General features: G+C 61.7%; 16 protein-coding genes. 7 read left to right on the top strand and 9 right to left on the bottom strand.

Annotated elements, in window-relative coordinates:
• Positions 1 to 106: 106 nt before the first annotated feature.
• Positions 107 to 1,156 (bottom strand): amidohydrolase family protein, encoded by a 1,050-nt coding sequence (locus K3180_RS03795; RefSeq protein ID WP_221538337.1) that lies wholly within the window; start codon positions 1,154 to 1,156, stop codon positions 107 to 109.
• A gap of 322 nt (positions 1,157 to 1,478) precedes the next feature.
• Here K3180_RS03795 and K3180_RS03790 point away from each other — a divergent pair, with 322 nt between their 5' ends.
• Both K3180_RS03790 and K3180_RS03785 read left to right on the top strand, forming a co-directional pair.
• Positions 1,479 to 2,846: an NAD-dependent succinate-semialdehyde dehydrogenase gene (locus K3180_RS03790; protein WP_221538402.1), complete on the top strand. Its 1,368-nt coding sequence runs from the start codon at positions 1,479 to 1,481 to the stop codon at positions 2,844 to 2,846.
• A 12-nt stretch (positions 2,847 to 2,858) separates the two neighbouring features.
• Complete coding sequence (locus K3180_RS03785) at positions 2,859 to 3,509, top strand: SDR family NAD(P)-dependent oxidoreductase (RefSeq protein WP_221538336.1); 651 nt, start codon at positions 2,859 to 2,861, stop codon at positions 3,507 to 3,509.
• 13 nt (positions 3,510 to 3,522) lie between these two features.
• Here K3180_RS03785 and K3180_RS03780 read toward each other — a convergent pair whose 3' ends face one another.
• From K3180_RS03780 to K3180_RS03770, 3 genes are all read right to left on the bottom strand, one after another.
• On the bottom strand, positions 3,523 to 4,128 hold the full coding sequence (locus K3180_RS03780; protein WP_221538335.1) for an outer membrane protein: 606 nt from the start codon (positions 4,126 to 4,128) through the stop codon (positions 3,523 to 3,525).
• A gap of 114 nt (positions 4,129 to 4,242) precedes the next feature.
• A complete protein-coding gene (locus K3180_RS03775; protein ID WP_221538334.1) occupies positions 4,243 to 5,385 on the bottom strand; it encodes an aminotransferase class V-fold PLP-dependent enzyme in 1,143 nt (380 codons plus the stop codon).
• A gap of 13 nt (positions 5,386 to 5,398) precedes the next feature.
• A complete protein-coding gene (locus tag K3180_RS03770) occupies positions 5,399 to 7,663 on the bottom strand; it encodes an NADP-dependent malic enzyme (RefSeq protein WP_221538333.1) in 2,265 nt (754 codons plus the stop codon).
• Between the two features lie 115 nt (positions 7,664 to 7,778).
• On the opposite strand from K3180_RS03770, the gene mutS reads away from it, so the two are divergent.
• From mutS to K3180_RS03755, 3 genes are read left to right on the top strand one after another with little or no spacing between them, the layout of a single operon-like run.
• On the top strand, positions 7,779 to 10,400 hold the full coding sequence (gene mutS / locus K3180_RS03765) for a DNA mismatch repair protein MutS (RefSeq protein ID WP_247710274.1): 2,622 nt from the start codon (positions 7,779 to 7,781) through the stop codon (positions 10,398 to 10,400).
• 23 nt (positions 10,401 to 10,423) lie between these two features.
• A complete protein-coding gene (locus tag K3180_RS03760) occupies positions 10,424 to 10,789 on the top strand; it encodes a hypothetical protein (RefSeq protein ID WP_221538332.1) in 366 nt (121 codons plus the stop codon).
• A 41-nt stretch (positions 10,790 to 10,830) separates the two neighbouring features.
• Complete coding sequence (locus K3180_RS03755; protein ID WP_221538331.1) at positions 10,831 to 11,244, top strand: YidH family protein; 414 nt, start codon at positions 10,831 to 10,833, stop codon at positions 11,242 to 11,244.
• On the opposite strand, the gene K3180_RS03750 is transcribed toward K3180_RS03755, so the two are convergent.
• Genes K3180_RS03750 through gluQRS form a run of 5 tightly spaced genes read right to left on the bottom strand, consistent with a single transcriptional unit; the run spans position 11,245 to position 14,257 of the window.
• Positions 11,245 to 11,601: a hypothetical protein gene (locus K3180_RS03750; protein ID WP_221538330.1), complete on the bottom strand. Its 357-nt coding sequence runs from the start codon at positions 11,599 to 11,601 to the stop codon at positions 11,245 to 11,247. It lies immediately after the preceding gene.
• A 60-nt stretch (positions 11,602 to 11,661) separates the two neighbouring features.
• Positions 11,662 to 12,534 (bottom strand): 3-hydroxyacyl-CoA dehydrogenase NAD-binding domain-containing protein, encoded by an 873-nt coding sequence (locus K3180_RS03745; RefSeq protein WP_221538329.1) that lies wholly within the window; start codon positions 12,532 to 12,534, stop codon positions 11,662 to 11,664.
• A gap of 60 nt (positions 12,535 to 12,594) precedes the next feature.
• On the bottom strand, positions 12,595 to 13,173 hold the full coding sequence (locus K3180_RS03740) for a cob(I)yrinic acid a,c-diamide adenosyltransferase (protein WP_221538328.1): 579 nt from the start codon (positions 13,171 to 13,173) through the stop codon (positions 12,595 to 12,597).
• A 13-nt stretch (positions 13,174 to 13,186) separates the two neighbouring features.
• A complete protein-coding gene (locus K3180_RS03735; RefSeq protein WP_221538327.1) occupies positions 13,187 to 13,417 on the bottom strand; it encodes a hypothetical protein in 231 nt (76 codons plus the stop codon).
• Positions 13,418 to 13,426: 9 nt separating this feature from the next.
• Positions 13,427 to 14,257 (bottom strand): tRNA glutamyl-Q(34) synthetase GluQRS, encoded by an 831-nt coding sequence (gene gluQRS / locus K3180_RS03730; RefSeq protein ID WP_221538326.1) that lies wholly within the window; start codon positions 14,255 to 14,257, stop codon positions 13,427 to 13,429.
• A 93-nt stretch (positions 14,258 to 14,350) separates the two neighbouring features.
• Between gluQRS and K3180_RS03725 the strand changes: the two genes are divergently transcribed.
• Together K3180_RS03725 and K3180_RS03720 are read left to right on the top strand one after the other, a co-directional pair.
• On the top strand, positions 14,351 to 14,995 hold the full coding sequence (locus K3180_RS03725) for an HNH endonuclease (RefSeq protein ID WP_247710273.1): 645 nt from the start codon (positions 14,351 to 14,353) through the stop codon (positions 14,993 to 14,995).
• Positions 14,996 to 15,339: 344 nt separating this feature from the next.
• Positions 15,340 to 15,666, top strand: coding sequence for a hypothetical protein (locus tag K3180_RS03720; RefSeq protein ID WP_221538325.1), 327 nt, complete (start codon positions 15,340 to 15,342; stop codon positions 15,664 to 15,666).
• Positions 15,667 to 15,692: the final 26 nt, after the last annotated feature.

Here is a 15,692-nt window from a genome sequence, read left to right as displayed (position 1 = left end):
ATTCCACCATGAATTCCGCCTACATGATTGCCAAAAAGGACATGAGGGTCCGGAATGGCAGCATTGGGTCAGTTCTTTAACGCAGCGGCGATCCGGCCCAGATGGTTCAGCAGCATTGATAGTCGTTCCTCTTGGCCCAATCGAGCCTGTTGCTCGGTAGCAAATTCTTGCTGGCCAGTTCCGCCAACATCGCATCGAACCTACTCTTCGAAAGCCAGCGCCCGTCCGAAAACACGCCGGCAATCTTGCGTGTATTGGCAATGTCGGCAAGCGGATTGGCATCCAGCAGAACGACGTCGGCGAGCTTGCCCGGTTCGATCGTCCCGATCCGATCTTCCAGTTCAAGCCATGTGGCCGAACGGACAGTGGCGGCGGCCAGAGCTTCCTCTGGCGTCAGCCCGGCTTCGACAAGCAATTCCAGCTCGTCATGCAATGAGAAGCCCCAGACAATTCCCGAAGTCTCGGCATCCGTACCTGCGAGCATAGGGATCTGCGCATCGAGAAAGGCTCGTACAAGCAGTCTGTGGAATGCAACGAGTTGGTCGTAATATGCGATCCGGCGGGGATTGGAGCCGGCGTTATACTGGTTTGCGGTGATCCATTTGCTCTGCATCAGGGGATGCACATATTTGAAGCTCGGCAAGTTTCGGATCGCATCGAGACCGCGCCCTTGCTCCGCGATACGAACCAGATTGGACAGGTTCGGTATGACCCACGTCCCATTGGCTTTCGCCATTTCGGCGAAGCGGCGCGCTTCTGCCGCAGTGAACTGATCCGCCTGCTTGGAGAATTCTTCCGCATGGGCGACCAAGCCAAAATGCGGAACGAACGCGTCTTCGGTATGGCCCTCGAAAGTGCTGGGTATGTGTCCGACGACCTTCAGCCCCTGCTTTTCGGCTTCATTGATGATCGCTTCGAAGGTTTCTTCATCGAGGCGGCTATAGACCTTGATGAACTCGTAACCCTGCGCTTTGGCAATACGCACACTCTGACGACCATCTGACGGCGTGTGGGCAGCATTGCCGGATTCGCCCCCATCGATAAGGAACGCCAGTGCTATCCGAGGGCCGATCACCTCTCCTTTCGCGATCTGATTGCGCTGCGCGAAATGCTCTACCCTGCCATTGAGCTCGAAAGCAGTCGTAACGCCGTGCAATCATCATAGGCATCGCGTTGTGGTTCGGGTAGTCCGCAAAGTAGATCCAATCTCTCCACGTCGGCTTTCGAGAGCACGTTGGCTCTGCTCAATGTCCGAATGGGGACAAAGCGGACCTGCTGATTTGGAGACTGGTCAAGGATCGGTGCAGGCAAGTTTGAGATTATACGACGCTTGGGCAATTGCTGGCGCTTCTTTAAGTCAATGACTTAGCAATATATTGCTACGGAGTCTGGCACTTCAGGTTCCGGCGCAAATAGGTTTCGGAACGGGACCGGAGCGCGGCGATTGATTGGGTGAACCCAGCCCGGAGCATCCACCCGTGATCACCACCACCAACCCCGCAACCGGCGAGACTATCGCCACCTACGAAACGCTCGACGAAAAAGGGATCGACGCGAAGCTCGAGACGGCGGCACGCGCCTATCGGGAATGGCGCGGCACCTCGCTTGACGCTCGCACGAGGGTACTCTCCGCTCTTGGCGATCTTTACGAGGCGAACAGAGAAGAGCTCGCCCGCCTGGCCGTGACAGAGATGGGCAAGCCGATCACGCAGGCGCGCAGCGAAATCACCAAATGCGCGAGCCTGCTGCGTTATTACGCCGAACATGGGCCTCCCATGCTCGATTCGAAATTCTGGGACCTCTCCGACGGTGGCCGCGCCGAGGGCCGCTGGTTGCCGCAAGGTCCGGTACTGGCGGTCATGCCGTGGAACTTCCCCTACTGGCAGGTCATCCGCTTCCTTGCGCCGACGATACTGGCAGGCAATGTCGGCGTGCTGAAACACGCCAGCATCGTGCAGGGCGTGGCGCAGCGGATGGAGGAGCTGGTCCTCGAAGCCGGTGGGCCGGAAGGGCTGTTCCAGAACCTATGCGTATCCTCCGATCCGATCGGCGACATTATCGCGGACCCCCGCGTCGTTGCCGCAACGCTGACCGGCAGCGAAGGTGCAGGCAGCGCGGTGGCGCAGCAGGCGGGCAAATACCTGAAGAAGGTCGTGCTCGAACTCGGCGGCAGCGACCCCTTTATCGTTATGCCCTCGGCCGATCTCGACCAGGCAGTGAAGGACGCGGTGACAGCACGCATCCAGAACAATGGCCAGTCCTGCATCTGCGGCAAGCGCACCATCGTCCACGCCGAAATCTATGACGATTTTTCCGACAGGTTCATCGCGGCGCTAAAAAATGTGAAGCTGGGCGATCCGATGGAGGATGATACCGGCCTCGGCCCGCTTTCGAGCGAAGGCCAGCGCGATACGGTGCTTAAACAAGTTGCCAAGGCCAAGGAGGAAGGGTGCACGCTGCTGTTCGGCGGCGAGAAGATCGACCGCCCTGGCGCATGGATGACCGCGGGTCTCCTCACCGATGTCCCGCTCGCCAGCGAGACGGGGACCGACGAAATCTTCGGCCCGGTGGGCCAAATCTACAAAGCCAGGGATATCGACGAGGCGACGGCCATCGCCAACGCCATACCCTTCGGCCTCGGCTCCGCAGTCTGGACCCGCGACGAAGGGGAGAAGGAGCATTTCGCCAATGCCATCGAGGCGGGCATGACCACCTTCAACGGTGTGAACGGATCGAAGATCGAAGCGCCCTTCGGCGGCATCAAGCGTTCCGGACACGGGCGCGAACTGGCCGAATTCGGCCTCCACGAATTCATGAACCTGAAAACGCTGGTCCACCCGGCTTAGGAGTTATTCGAAATGAGCAAGCATATCCTCATCGTCGGCGCATCGCGCGGTATCGGCCTCGGCCTCGCCAAGGAATTCAAGGCGCGTGGCTGGGACGTGACCGGCACGGAACGATCGAAGAGCGAAGAATTGCACGCAGTTGAAGGAATCCAGATCGAAACGCTGGACGTAACCGAACCTTCCACCTTCGACGCTATCGAAGGCGAGTTCGATGCGGTTATCGTGAATGCGGGCATCACTGGCGCGAGGCACCAATCGAGCGAGCAGGCGACTGCAGAGGAGGTGGCCGAGGTCATCATGACGAACGCCTTCGGCCCGGCGCATCTGGGCAAGAAGCTGCTGCCGCATATCAGGCAGGGCGGCTCGCTGTCCTTTATGAGTTCGCTGATGGGATCGATCGAGGATTCGTCCGGCGGCTACGATCTCTATCGCACCAGCAAGACAGCGCAGAACATGCTGGCCAAGGGCATTGCCGAGCAGGAGGCGAAGGAGCGCGGCGTGACTGTCCTCTCGCTCCATCCGGGGTGGGTGCAGACCGATATGGGCGGCCCGAACGCCAAAATCACTGTCGAGGAAAGCGCGAAGGGCCTTGCCGATGTGGTCGAGAATGCTCGCGGTGGCTATGCATTCATCGACTACACCGGCAAGACCCTCCCCTTCTAGCGAGGGTTAGCTTTTAGAAGCGCACGCCCAGGCCAAGCGTGACCTGGTCGGTTGTGGCGTCGCCCTGATCGATGTCGGCCAGGTCGTCATATTGCGAACGGCGATATTCGAGACGGCCTTCGAGGGGGCCGGGAAGCTGGACCTGCAGGCCTGCACCGTAGCGGATGCCGTTGGCGTTCTCGTCCAGTTCGTCAAGCGATCCGCTTTCGGTGAACGCCTTGGTGTCGAGAGCGGTGTAGCCAACCTTGCCATAGGCCGCGATGCCGGGCGTCAGAGCAAAACCGGCACGCGCGCCGATGTAATACTGCCCGCCGGTCTCGAGGCCCTCGCGGGCACCGTCGAAGCTGTCGGGGAAGCTGGTCGAACCGTCGCTGGTCGAAAGCTCGCCTTCGACGCCAATGAATGCGCCGCCAAGACTGAGGTCGTAGCCGGCGTTGATGCCGTAAACTACGCTGTCGGCGGTTGCGGTCGCCGAACCGTCGGCGGATTCGACGTCGACACCTTCATAGCCGCCGAGCGCGCCGACATAGAAGCCGCCGGGAGCCTCGTTCTGCTGCGCCATTGCAGGAGTAGCCGCGAAGCCTGCGCCGATGACGGCGAGAGCGATATATTTCTTCATTTTTCGTCCTTTCCTGTGCGATCCCATGCACGGTGAAAGGCGCTTAGCGCTGCGACCGATTGCCGCGGGATGAACTGGGGCAAACCTCGTCGACGGGTCGTGCAGGCAAATCGTTCAGGCGAGGCAATCGCGAAGGGTCTGGACCAGCGCGTCGGTATCGGCGGATGTGTTGTAAAGATGTGGTGTCACGCGCAGCGACGAACCTCTGAGCGAAACATGGACCCGCCGTTCCGCCAGACTCTGGGTAAGGCCATCGGGCACGCCGTCCGGAAAGCCGAGCGAGAGGAAATGCGGTGCGCGGGTCCCGATGGGCGCAGAGACCAGCCCGAGATCCTGCGCTTCGGTAGCAAGTTCTTCGGTCCGGTGACCAAGTTCTGCAGAGATCGCCTCTACGCCAAATTCCATCAGGAAATCGAGCGCCGCGCCTGCTCCCTCCAGCAGCGGCGGGTTCGACTTCTCGCCCATGTCGAAGCGCCTTGCCCCGGGTTGGAAATCGTCGCGGTAGTCGACCAGACGGGCGAAATCTTCCGAGCCCGCGCGGTTGATCCAATTGTGCTCGATCGGCTCGCCATCGTGATACTTCGGATCGACATAGAGCATGGCGATCCCGTAAGGACCCATCAGCCATTTATAACACGCCGCGACGGCAAAATCCGGCTGCACCGCCGCAAAATCAAGCGGCATCGCACCCAGAGACTGCGTGAGGTCGAGCACCAGTGCCGCACCATGTGCACGGGCTTTTTCCCCAACCGCCACAAGATCCACCAGTCGCCCGTCGGCCCAGTGATTATGTGGCACTGCCACAATCGCCGTGTGGGGTCCGATGGCATCGAGCACCGCCTCACTCCAGCAGCTTTGCGACGGACGCTGCACCGCGATCACCTGACCGCCGCAGCGCGCAGCCTTCTCCTGCCAGACGTAAACATTGGAAGGGAACTGGTCGCCGAGTGTCACGATGCTTTGGCCGCGTTCCAGCGGGATATTGGCTGCAGCAACCGCAAGGCCGTAACTGACCGAGGGAACCACCGCGATACGGTCGGCATCCACCTTCGCCAGACGCCCCGCCCGCTCGCGAAACGCCTCGACTACGGCGAAGAAATCTGCCGGACGAAAATTCCACGGCTGTTCCTTCAGCCGCGCACCTTCCACCATAGCCCCACTGACCCCATGTGACAGCGGCGCCATATAGGCACAGTTGAGGTAGTGAAGATCCTCAGGAATCGCAAAGCGATGGCGCTGCGACGCGATGCCCGGCAAGCCTGCCCTCCCCTCAGCCGACCACGCCCGCGCTGGCAAGCACTGCCAACGTGAGGAGATCCGGCGCGATGGCGGTCATCGGCGCGATCTGGACCGGCTTTTCGCTGCCGATCATCATCGGGCCGATCATGGTCTCGCCGCCCAGTTCGCGTAGCAGCTTGGCCGAAAGATTGGCCGATTGCAGGCCGGGCATTATCAGGACGTTGGCCGGGCCCGACAGGCGATTGAAGGGATAAAGCTCCATCACCTTGCGGTTCAGTGCGGCATCCGGTGCCATTTCGCCCTCATACTCGAAATCAACGCTGTCGTCGGCATCGAGCAGCGCCACTGCGTCCCGGAGGTTGCCCAGCCACTGACCGGATGGATTGCCGAACGTCGAATAGGACATGAAGGCAACGCGCGGTTCATGACCCATGCGCCGAGCCACGGCGGCGGTTTCCCTGGCGATATGCGCGAGCTCGGACGCGCTCGGACGTTCGTTGATCGTGGTATCGGCCAGGAAGGTGGTCTGGTTCTTGCCGATCATCATGTGAATGCCGAAAGGCGTGGCACCGGGCTTTGGATCGATCACCCGCGCCACTTCGCGCGCGGTCTGCGCGTAGGTGCGGGTCAGGCCGGTTATCATACCTTCACCATGACCGAGAGCCACCAGCAGCGCGGCGAAGACGTTGCGTTCCTGGTTGACCATGCGGCTTACGTCGCGCTGGGTATAGCCACGGCGTTGTAGGCGCTTGTAGAGATAATCGTTCATTGCCGGCACCTTGTCCGACAGGTTCGAGTTCTCGATGATCCAGTCCTCGGGATCGTCCACGCCAAGTTCACGCAGCTTGTCGAGTACCTTGTCGGTCCGCCCGACGAGGATCGGTTCACCATAGCCGTAGTCACGATACTGGATCGCGGCACGCAGGGCGACTTCCTCTTCCGCCTCGGCAAAGACCATCCGCTTGGGGTTGGCCTTGGCCTGATCGTAGATATTGGTGAGCGCGCCGGTGGTCGGATTGAGCCGCGCTTTCAGCGAATGGCGGTAGGCATCGAAATCCTCGATCGGGGCTTGCGCCACGCCGCTGTCCATCGCCGCCTGCGCCACAGCGGAGGACACCACTTCCATGAGCCGCGGATCGAAGGGCGCAGGGATGATGTATTCCCGGCCGAACTGATGGCTCACACCATAGGCGGCAGCAACCTCTTCGGGCACGCGTTCGCGGGCGAGTTCGGCAATGGCGCGCGCGGCTGCGATCTTCATCTCTTCATTGATCGCGGTGGCCTGCACATCGAGTGCGCCGCGGAAGATGAAGGGGAAACCGAGCACGTTGTTGACCTGGTTGGGATAGTCGGAACGTCCCGTGGCAATGATCGCGTCGGGACGCACGGCCTTGGCATCTTCGGGCATGATTTCGGGCACGGGATTGGCCATGGCAAAAATGATCGGCTCATCCGCCATGTTCGCCACCCATTCGGGCTTGAGTGCACCGGCAGCCGACAGGCCGAGGAATACGTCCGCGCCAACCAGTGCTTCTTCCAAACTTGTCGCCTCGGTCGCCACGGCATGGGCGCTCTTCCACTGGTCGACATTGTCGCGGCCCGGCGTGATCGGGCCGGAACGGTCGCACACGATGACGTTTTCGTGCCGCACACCCATCGCCTTGATCAGCGCGGTACATGCCAGCGCCGAAGCTCCGGCGCCGTTTACCACCATCTTGACTTTGTCGAGATCGCGCCCGGTCAGATGGCAGGCATTGATCAGTCCGGCTGCGGAAATGATCGCCGTACCGTGCTGGTCGTCATGCATGACCGGGATATTCATTTTCTCGCGCAGTGCCTGCTCGATGATGAAGCATTCAGGCGCGGCAATATCTTCGAGGTTGATGCCGCCGAAGCTCGGTTCCATCAGCGCGACCGCATTGATGAAGGCCTCTGGATCTTCGGTGTCGAGTTCGAGGTCGATCGAATCGACGTCGGCGAAGCGCTTGAACAGCACCGCCTTGCCTTCCATCACCGGCTTGGAAGCCAGCGCGCCGAGATTGCCGAGACCGAGGATGGCGGTGCCGTTTGAAATCACCGCAACGAGGTTGGAACGGGCAGTATAGCGCGCCGCATTCTTCGGATCGGCGGCAATCGCCTCGACCGGGGCCGCGACGCCCGGCGAATAGGCCAACGCGAGATCGCGCTGCGTCGCCATAGGCTTGGATGCGATGATCTCTATCTTACCGGGACGGATTGTCTCGTGATAGAATAGCGCTTCGCGCGTGTTGAAACCGGTCTGCTTTTCTTCGGCCATGCGTGTCCTCTGCTATCTTGTGGAAAGCCCCTAAGGAGATTTTTGAAGAAGTCATAGGGGAAACACTTGCGGCGCCGCTTCCCGAATCGAGGAACGGGCCGCTACGGCATGGCGAATGGCCGACAAACCCACCCCGATGATGGAGCAATACCTCGCACTCAAACGCGAGGCGGGCGATGCGCTGCTGTTCTATCGGATGGGCGATTTCTTCGAGCTGTTCTTCGAGGATGCCAAGGTGGCCGCGCAGGTGCTCGACATCGCGCTGACCACGCGGGGCGAGCATGAGGGCGAACCTGTACCCATGTGCGGCGTGCCGGTCCATTCTGCCGAAGGCTATCTCGCCAGGCTGATCAAGGGCGGCTGCCGCGTTGCCATTGCCGAGCAGACCGAAACGCCGGACGAAGCCAGGGAGCGAACCAAACGCGAAGGCAAGCCGGTATCCAAGGCACTGGTTTCGCGCGACATAGTGCGCTTCGTGACGGCTGGGACGCTGACCGAGGAAGCGCTGCTCGAGCCCCGGCGCGCAAACCTGCTGGTGGCGGTTGCTCCCGTGCGCGACGGGGTAGGCATCGCAGCCTGCGACATTTCGACCGGAAGGATGGAGCTGGAAGAATGCGCTCCCGACCGGCTCGATGCGGCACTGGCGCGGCTCGGGGCGAGCGAGATAGTGGGACCCGAGGATTGGGACGATGCCTCTTCCGACGTCATTGCCCGACCGCGGCACGATTTCCGCAGCGAGGACGGCGAAGCGAGGCTGAAGGATATTCACGGGATCGCAACGCTCGACGGACTGGGCGATTTCACCCGGCCGATGCTGGCGGCGGCGGCGGGGCTCATTGCCTATCTCGGCCATGCCGGGCGCGGCAAGCTGCCCTTTCTCCTGCCTCCGGTTGCAAGAGGCAGCGGCACGCACCTTGCAATGGATGCGGCAACGCGGACCAGCCTCGAAATTCTCGCCGCGCAGAATGGCGGGCGTGAAGGTAGCCTGATCGCCTGCATCGATCGCTGCGCAACCGGCGCAGGTGCGCGCCAGCTTGCGGAGGACCTGTCAGCCCCCCTCGCCGATCTCGGCTCGATCGAAGAGCGGTTGGCGAGCGTGCATCATTTCCATGTCGACCCACTTCTACGCGCCGATCTTCGGGGCGTCCTGCGACAGGCACCCGATATCGGCCGGGCACTGGGGCGGCTCGTTGCGGGCCGCGGCAGCCCCCGCGACCTCGGCCAGATCCGCGATGGCCTGTCCGAGGCGAGGCGCGTGCGCGAGATGCTGTCTGCCAGCGTGGACCTGCCGCCGCTGCTGAACCGCATGATCCAGGCGCTCGGCGGCCATGCAGCGCTGGTCGATCACCTCGCTCGCGCACTTGTACCCTCGCCGCCAACCGAGCGCAGCCAGGGCGGTTTCATCGCCGGCGGCTACGACCACGCGCTCGACGCCCTGAGAGAGACATCCGGCAATGCGCGCAAGGCCATCGCCGCGCTGGAAGCGAAATATCGTGACGAAACCGCAACGCCTTCGCTCAAGATCAAGCACAACAAGGTGCTCGGCTACTTCATCGAAGTCCCAGCGAAGCACGGCGACAAGCTGATGGCGCAGGACAGCGGGTTCACGCACCGCCAGACCATGGCTGGGGCAGTACGGTTCAATTCGGTCGGTCTGCATGAAGAAGCAACGCGCATCGCACAGGCAGGCGCGCATGCGATCGCTGCCGAGGAAGCGCACTTCGAGGAACTGGTCGGCGAGGTCATTGCCGCGCGCGAAGCGATCGCGGCGACCGCCGCCGCCCTTGCCCGCATCGACGTGTCGGCAGGGCTCGCCGAACGGGCGGTGGAAGGCGATTGGTCGCGCCCACAAATTCTCGACGAACCCTGCCTGGAAATCACCGGCGGGCGCCATCCGGTCGTCGAGCAGGCACTGGCCAGGGCAGGCGAACGCTTCGTCGCCAACGACTGTGCCCTCGACCCCGACGACCGGCTCTGGCTGATTGGCGGACCAAACATGGGGGGCAAGTCGACATTCCTGCGCCAGAATGCCCTGATCATACTGTTGGCGCAGGCAGGCAGTTTCGTGCCAGCCACTTCGGCCAGGATCGGCCTCGCCGACCGCCTGTTCAGCCGGGTGGGCGCATCGGACAATCTTGCGCGCGGACGCTCGACCTTCATGGTCGAGATGGTCGAGACTGCGGCGATCCTTTCGCAGGCGACCGAACGCAGCTTCGTGATCCTCGACGAGGTCGGGCGCGGCACGTCCACCTACGACGGCATGGCGCTGGCATGGGCGGTGGTCGAAGCGGTGCACGAGCAATTGAAATGTCGCTGCCTCTTCGCCACGCATTATCACGAACTGTCGAGGCTGGCCGAAACCTGCGACGCGCTCAGCCTCCACCACGTTCGCGCGCGCGAATGGAGGGGCGATCTGGTGCTGCTGCACGAATTGGCCAAGGGCGCAGCCGACCGCAGCTATGGCCTGTCGGTCGCGAAACTGGCAGGTATACCCCCGCCGGTGATCAAGCGCGCAAAAGCGGTGCTCGACAAGCTGGAAAAGAGCCGTGCGGAAACGGGCGGTCTCGCGGCGGGACTTGGCGATCTGCCCCTGTTCGCGGTCACGGCAGAGGCAGAGGAGAAAGGCGATGCCCTCCGCGAGGCGATCATCGCGCTCGATGTGGATTCACTTTCGCCGCGCGAGGCGCTGGACGAACTCTACCGGTTGAAGGCCGAAGCCGCGAAAAGCGGATTTTAACTATTCAGGGCCAGAATCCGCTTATGTCCCTCCGCTCGGCCTTCATCGGATTGGCTCTCCTCACTGCCCTATGCGGCGGGGGACTTTACGTGCTGCAAAGCCATTTCGGACGCGAGACAGAGATGCGCGATGCGGAACGGGCCTTTCTTACCGGGCATGCAGGTAATAACGCCCCGGACAGCATAGTAGCCACCGATCCCTCGCCATCCCGGGGCGGCTCCGCGAGCGTTCCCGCCGAACCTGCCGCCCTGAGAAATGAGGAACCGCTGACACTGGATAGCTGGTATGCGGACGCCGGTTCGAACGAAGGCCCCGCGGACACGGTTCCTGAAGACAAGAGCTACCTGATCAACGATGCCCAACCTCTGGTCAGCGCCGAACCTATTTGATCGTTCTGGAACCGCGATCCCTGCGGGTCGGTTGTTCTCACATGGCACAGGACGATCCGCCTGAAGATCAAGACAAAAGCACGGCGTGGGCAGAGCTTCGGACCGACCTGGCCGAAGATCGCAACATCATGGCGATGGAGCGGACCTTCGCGGGATGGATGCGTACAGCCTTTGCCGCGATCGGCATCGGCCTCGCATTCAAGGCCGTGTTCGGGGAATTCGATCCGCCATGGCTGGCCAAGGCGATCGCCACCATCTTCATCCTTGCCGGAGGCTGGCTAGCGATCAATGCACAAAGAAGGACCTATCACACGCTCAAAAAGCTTGATTCGCATAAGCTCGATCCGATCGAGCAGCCGAATTTCCGCCTGCTCGCCTATTCGGTAGCGTTCGGAGCACTATTGCTGACCGCCGGGCTGTGGCTCCTTAACGACGGAAATCTCGACAACAATTGATCAGGTGCCGTCGCCGCGCAGGCCGTCGGGCTTTTTGCCCTTGCCGTATTTGTCGACATTGTCATCGTGATTTTCCTCGCCGCGATAGGCACCCATGTCGATGCGGCCCGAACTTTCCATGTCGCGCATGTGATCGACCGTATCCTGCGTCGAATCGTTCATCAGACCGGACACGTTCTCGCTCTTCTCGCTTTCGGTCGGTGAGTGGGTTTCGGTGGTCACGCCGCGGGCTTGCTCGGCGACTTCCTGCGCTTGATTGCGGTGATCGTCCTGCTCATCGTTATGTGTTTCGGGGGCGAGGCCCGCCTGGCGCGCTTCCTGGCTTTCGCCAACGGGGGTGTTCTTGCTGTCGTTCATTGAAAATCTCCTTTTCGAATGAACGAGCGGCGCTTCCGCCCCGTTCCCGCTTCTTGCCCGCTATCTGGTAGGAACCGGCTCCTCGCCCGAATAATCGTAGAACCCGCGCCCGGTCTTGCGCCCCAGCCAGCCGGCCTCGACATATTTCACCAGCAGCGGCGCGGGCCGATATTTGGTGTCCCGCGTAGTCTTGTAGAGCACCATCAGGATGTCGAGGCAGGTATCCAGTCCCACGAAATCGGCCAGTTGCAGCGGCCCCATTGGGTGGTTCAGGCCGAGACGACACCCCTTGTCGATATCCTCGATGCCGGCGGTCGACTGGCCGAGCACGAAGACGGCTTCGTTGATCATGGGCAGAAGGATACGGTTGACCACAAACCCAGGTTCGTCCTGGCTCAGCACCACTTCCTTACCGAGCGCCTCGGCGAAAGCCCGGGTACGGGCAGTCGTGGTTTCCGAGGTGGCAAGACCGGGGATCACTTCGATCAGGCCCATGACGGGCACGGGATTGAAGAAGTGCAGCCCGATGAAGCGGGCCGGATCGGGCGCATAGTTTGCCATGCGGGTGATCGGGATCGAACTGGTGTTCGAGGCCATGATGGCATCGGCGCCCAGCTTCTCGCCCGCCTTCTCGAAGATCGCCTTCTTGATCTCTTCCTTCTCGGTCGCCGCCTCGATGATGAATTCGGCCTCGCCCATCCGGTTGTAGTCGCCGACCGGGGTGAGGCGCTTCATCGCGGCGTCCGCTTCGGCGATCTCGATTTTGCCGCGTCCGACCAGCTTGCCGAACGCCTTGTCGATCTTACCGACAGCCTGTTCGGCCAGTTCGAGACTGACGTCGGCGAGCAGCACATCCATGCCGTTCTGGGCGATGGTCTGGGCGATGCCCGAACCCATCTGGCCAGCGCCGATAATGGCGATCGTCTTGCTCATCGAAAAATCCCTTCGCACCTGCAGCAAAACGCGCGGTCTAACGAGGGAGAGGAGCCTTGGCTAGCGATTAGCGCCCGGAATCCATTTCACGTCGTCCCTACCGCCGTCGTTCGCGACGCGGGCAAGCACGAAGAGGTAATCCGACAGGCGGTTGATATAGGCAAGCGCCTGCGGATTGGTCGGCTCGGTAGCCGCCATGGACGTCATCGCACGCTCGGCGCGGCGCGCCGCTGCGCGTGCGACATGGAGGCGCGCGGCCTGCTCGGTCCCGCCCGGCAGCACGAAGCTGGTCAGCGGCTCGAGATTCGCGTTGAGGGCATCGATACCCTTCTCCAGCCATTCGACCTGCGCCGATACGATCCGCAGCACCATTTCGGACGGGCTGAAATCGTCACCCTCCCCGGCCGGTGTGGCAAGGTCGGCGCCAAGATCAAACAGGTCGTTCTGGATGCGATTGAGCGCCTCGCCATGCTCGCTGGGGGCCAGCGCCACGGCAGCGAGACCGAGCGCGGAGTTCGCCTCGTCCACCGCGCCAATCGCTTCCATGCGCGCGGCATGCTTGGGCAGGCGCGAACCATCGACGAGACCCGTGGTGCCGTCATCCCCGGTACGGGTGTAGATCTTGTTGAGCTTGACCACTGGCGGCGGCGGATCAGCTGGCGGTTGCGAGGATGACCGCGATGATCACGATCGCCACTGCCTGCCATTTCACGCGTGCCATCATCGCCTTGTTCTGCTTCAGCTGCATCTGTGTGGCGTCGACCTGCTCGCCGCTTTGCAGATCGATCTTGGTGCTTTGCAGGAAAGCGACCACTCCCCGCACGAGCGAGATGACGACCATGATCATGGCCAGGAGCAGGACAATGACGAGGACTGTGTTCATGCCCCCTACTTAGGCGCTCGCCAGCGTAATACCAGCGGGGAATTCCCCCTTCCGAAGCTGGCGGGCGAGCGCGCGCCCGTCTTCGCCCGCTGCGCGGCGGTCGGCCAGGCTGGGCGAGCCGCGCCGCTTGGCCAGCTTCTCGCCTTCCTCGTCCAGCAGAACCGGGTGATGGTGCCATGTCGGCACCGGCAGGCCGAGCAGTTCCTGCAATACACGGTGGATATGCGTGGAGGAAAACAGGTCCTGCCCGCGCGTGACCAGCGTCACCCCGTCGGCGGCATCGTCGAGCGTCGCGGCGAGATGGTAGCTCGCCGGCGCATCCTTCCTGACCAGCACGACATCGCCGAAGGGCCGCGGATCGGCGATCTGCGTGCCGTCCACCTCGTCTTCCCAGAACAGCTCACCCAATGTCGTCATCGCGCGGTCGACATCGAGTCTCAGCGCCGCCGGCTTGTCCGGATCGAGTGCCTGTCCCTTGCAGGTGCCGGGATAGACCACGCCTTCCGGGCCCATGCGCGGTCCCAGCGCAGCGATATCCTTGCGCGTGCAGGTGCAGGGATAGAGCAGGCCTTCGTGCAGCAGGTATTGCGCCGCCTCCTCGTAATTCGCCAGCCGGGTCGATTGTTCAGGCACCTCCTCCCATTCGAGACCCAGCCAGGCTAGATCCGCACGAAATTCCTCTGCCTTTTCGGGCAGCGAGCGTTCGCCGTCGATATCCTCTATCCGCAGAAGGAAGCGCCCGCCCCGCTCTTTCGCGATATCGTGCGCCGTAATCGCCGAAAAGGCGTGACCGAGATGCAACGATCCGTTGGGACTCGGCGCGAAACGGGTAACCACCATGCGTGCTTCCTATCGCGGCCCATGTGGATATGCACGGGACAAGTCTGTGGAAAGCCAGTGCGTAACACACTTGACGCTTTCCCGTGCAAGTGGATGTATCAAACCCAAGAGATCGGGGAGAACGCCAAAGTGTTCAGGGCCGAACTGCTGGAACGGGCCGCCAGGTTCCGAAGTAGCGCCGAGGATCCGACGCGCAATCTGCAATCGTGCCCTAGCCTGGTGCTCAACGCGGACTATACGCCGCTGTCCTATTACCCGCTCAGCCTGTGGCCCTGGCAGACGGCGATCAAGGCGATCTTCCTCGACCGGGTCGACGTGATCGAGACCTATGACCGCGAGGTCCATTCGCCTAATCTCGACATGAAGATCCCCAGCGTGATCGCCCTGAAGCAATATGTGAAGCCGTCCGAATTTCCGGCCTTCACGCGCTTCAACGTCTTCCTGCGCGACCGGTTTTCCTGCCAGTTCTGCGGCGACCAGCACAATCTCACCTTCGACCATGTCGTCCCCCGCCGACTGGGCGGCAAGACGACATGGGAAAACATCGCCACCGCCTGCGCGCCCTGCAACATGAAGAAGGGCGGCCGCACACCGAAGCAGGCCGGGATGCAGCTCTATGCCGAACCGATCCGCCCGACGCATTGGCAGTTGCAGCAGCACGGCAAGCAGTTCCCGCCGAACTACCTCCACGAAACCTGGCGCGACTGGCTCTATTGGGACATCGAACTGGAAGCGTGATTCGTTCAGCGTCGCGAGTGTGACGCTGAGACATGGACCACCTGTTACACTGTCCAAGAGCTAAAAAGCTGGAGGGAGCGGTAGCCCGTTTTCTACGGTGTTTGTGAAGGGGAAGCTGGCAACGCATCATGCCGCGATGGCATAAATTGCGGGATGTAGGACAGCACGTGCGGGAAGTCTGCTAACGACGCCATTCAGGACATTCCAATGCCTCGCAAACTGCATAAAAGCGGACTGTGATTTTACGGTTGCTCTGTTTTGCCGGCGTCGGGCTATTATCGGGATGCGCAACCGCTCCGTCATCTCTGGCTTTGTCACCGATAGAAATTGAAGCGATCTGTGAAATGACCGCTGATGTTGAATGGCAGCCGTTCGGGACTGTCTCCTGGGAAGAAGACCCCAAAAGAATGGCTGACCTAAACGCCATTTCCGGCGATGAGAAATTTAAGGCGCTACCAGCCCGAGTTCGATGCCCAGGCGGCCGGGTCACGCTTCATCACTCCAATGACATTCCTTTCGACAAATTCTGGATCTCATCGGACGCCAGACAAGCAGCTATTTCCGGAGGCTGGCTCGGTGGTGAATTGCTCGGTAGCGGCGGTGTTTGCTATTTTTCGAGGATAGAGAACAAGTGGGTCCGACAGGGCTGCGTCTCCACTTGGTCGGTCTAATATGGTGACCGCTTTTGAGGTTTCCT

It is taken from the genome of Qipengyuania huizhouensis (assembly GCF_019711635.1).
In the GTDB taxonomy this organism is placed as follows: Bacteria; Pseudomonadota; Alphaproteobacteria; order Sphingomonadales; family Sphingomonadaceae; genus Qipengyuania; species Qipengyuania huizhouensis.
Note: the sequence above shows the minus strand (reverse complement) of the source record. Positions and strands in the feature narration are given on the sequence as shown.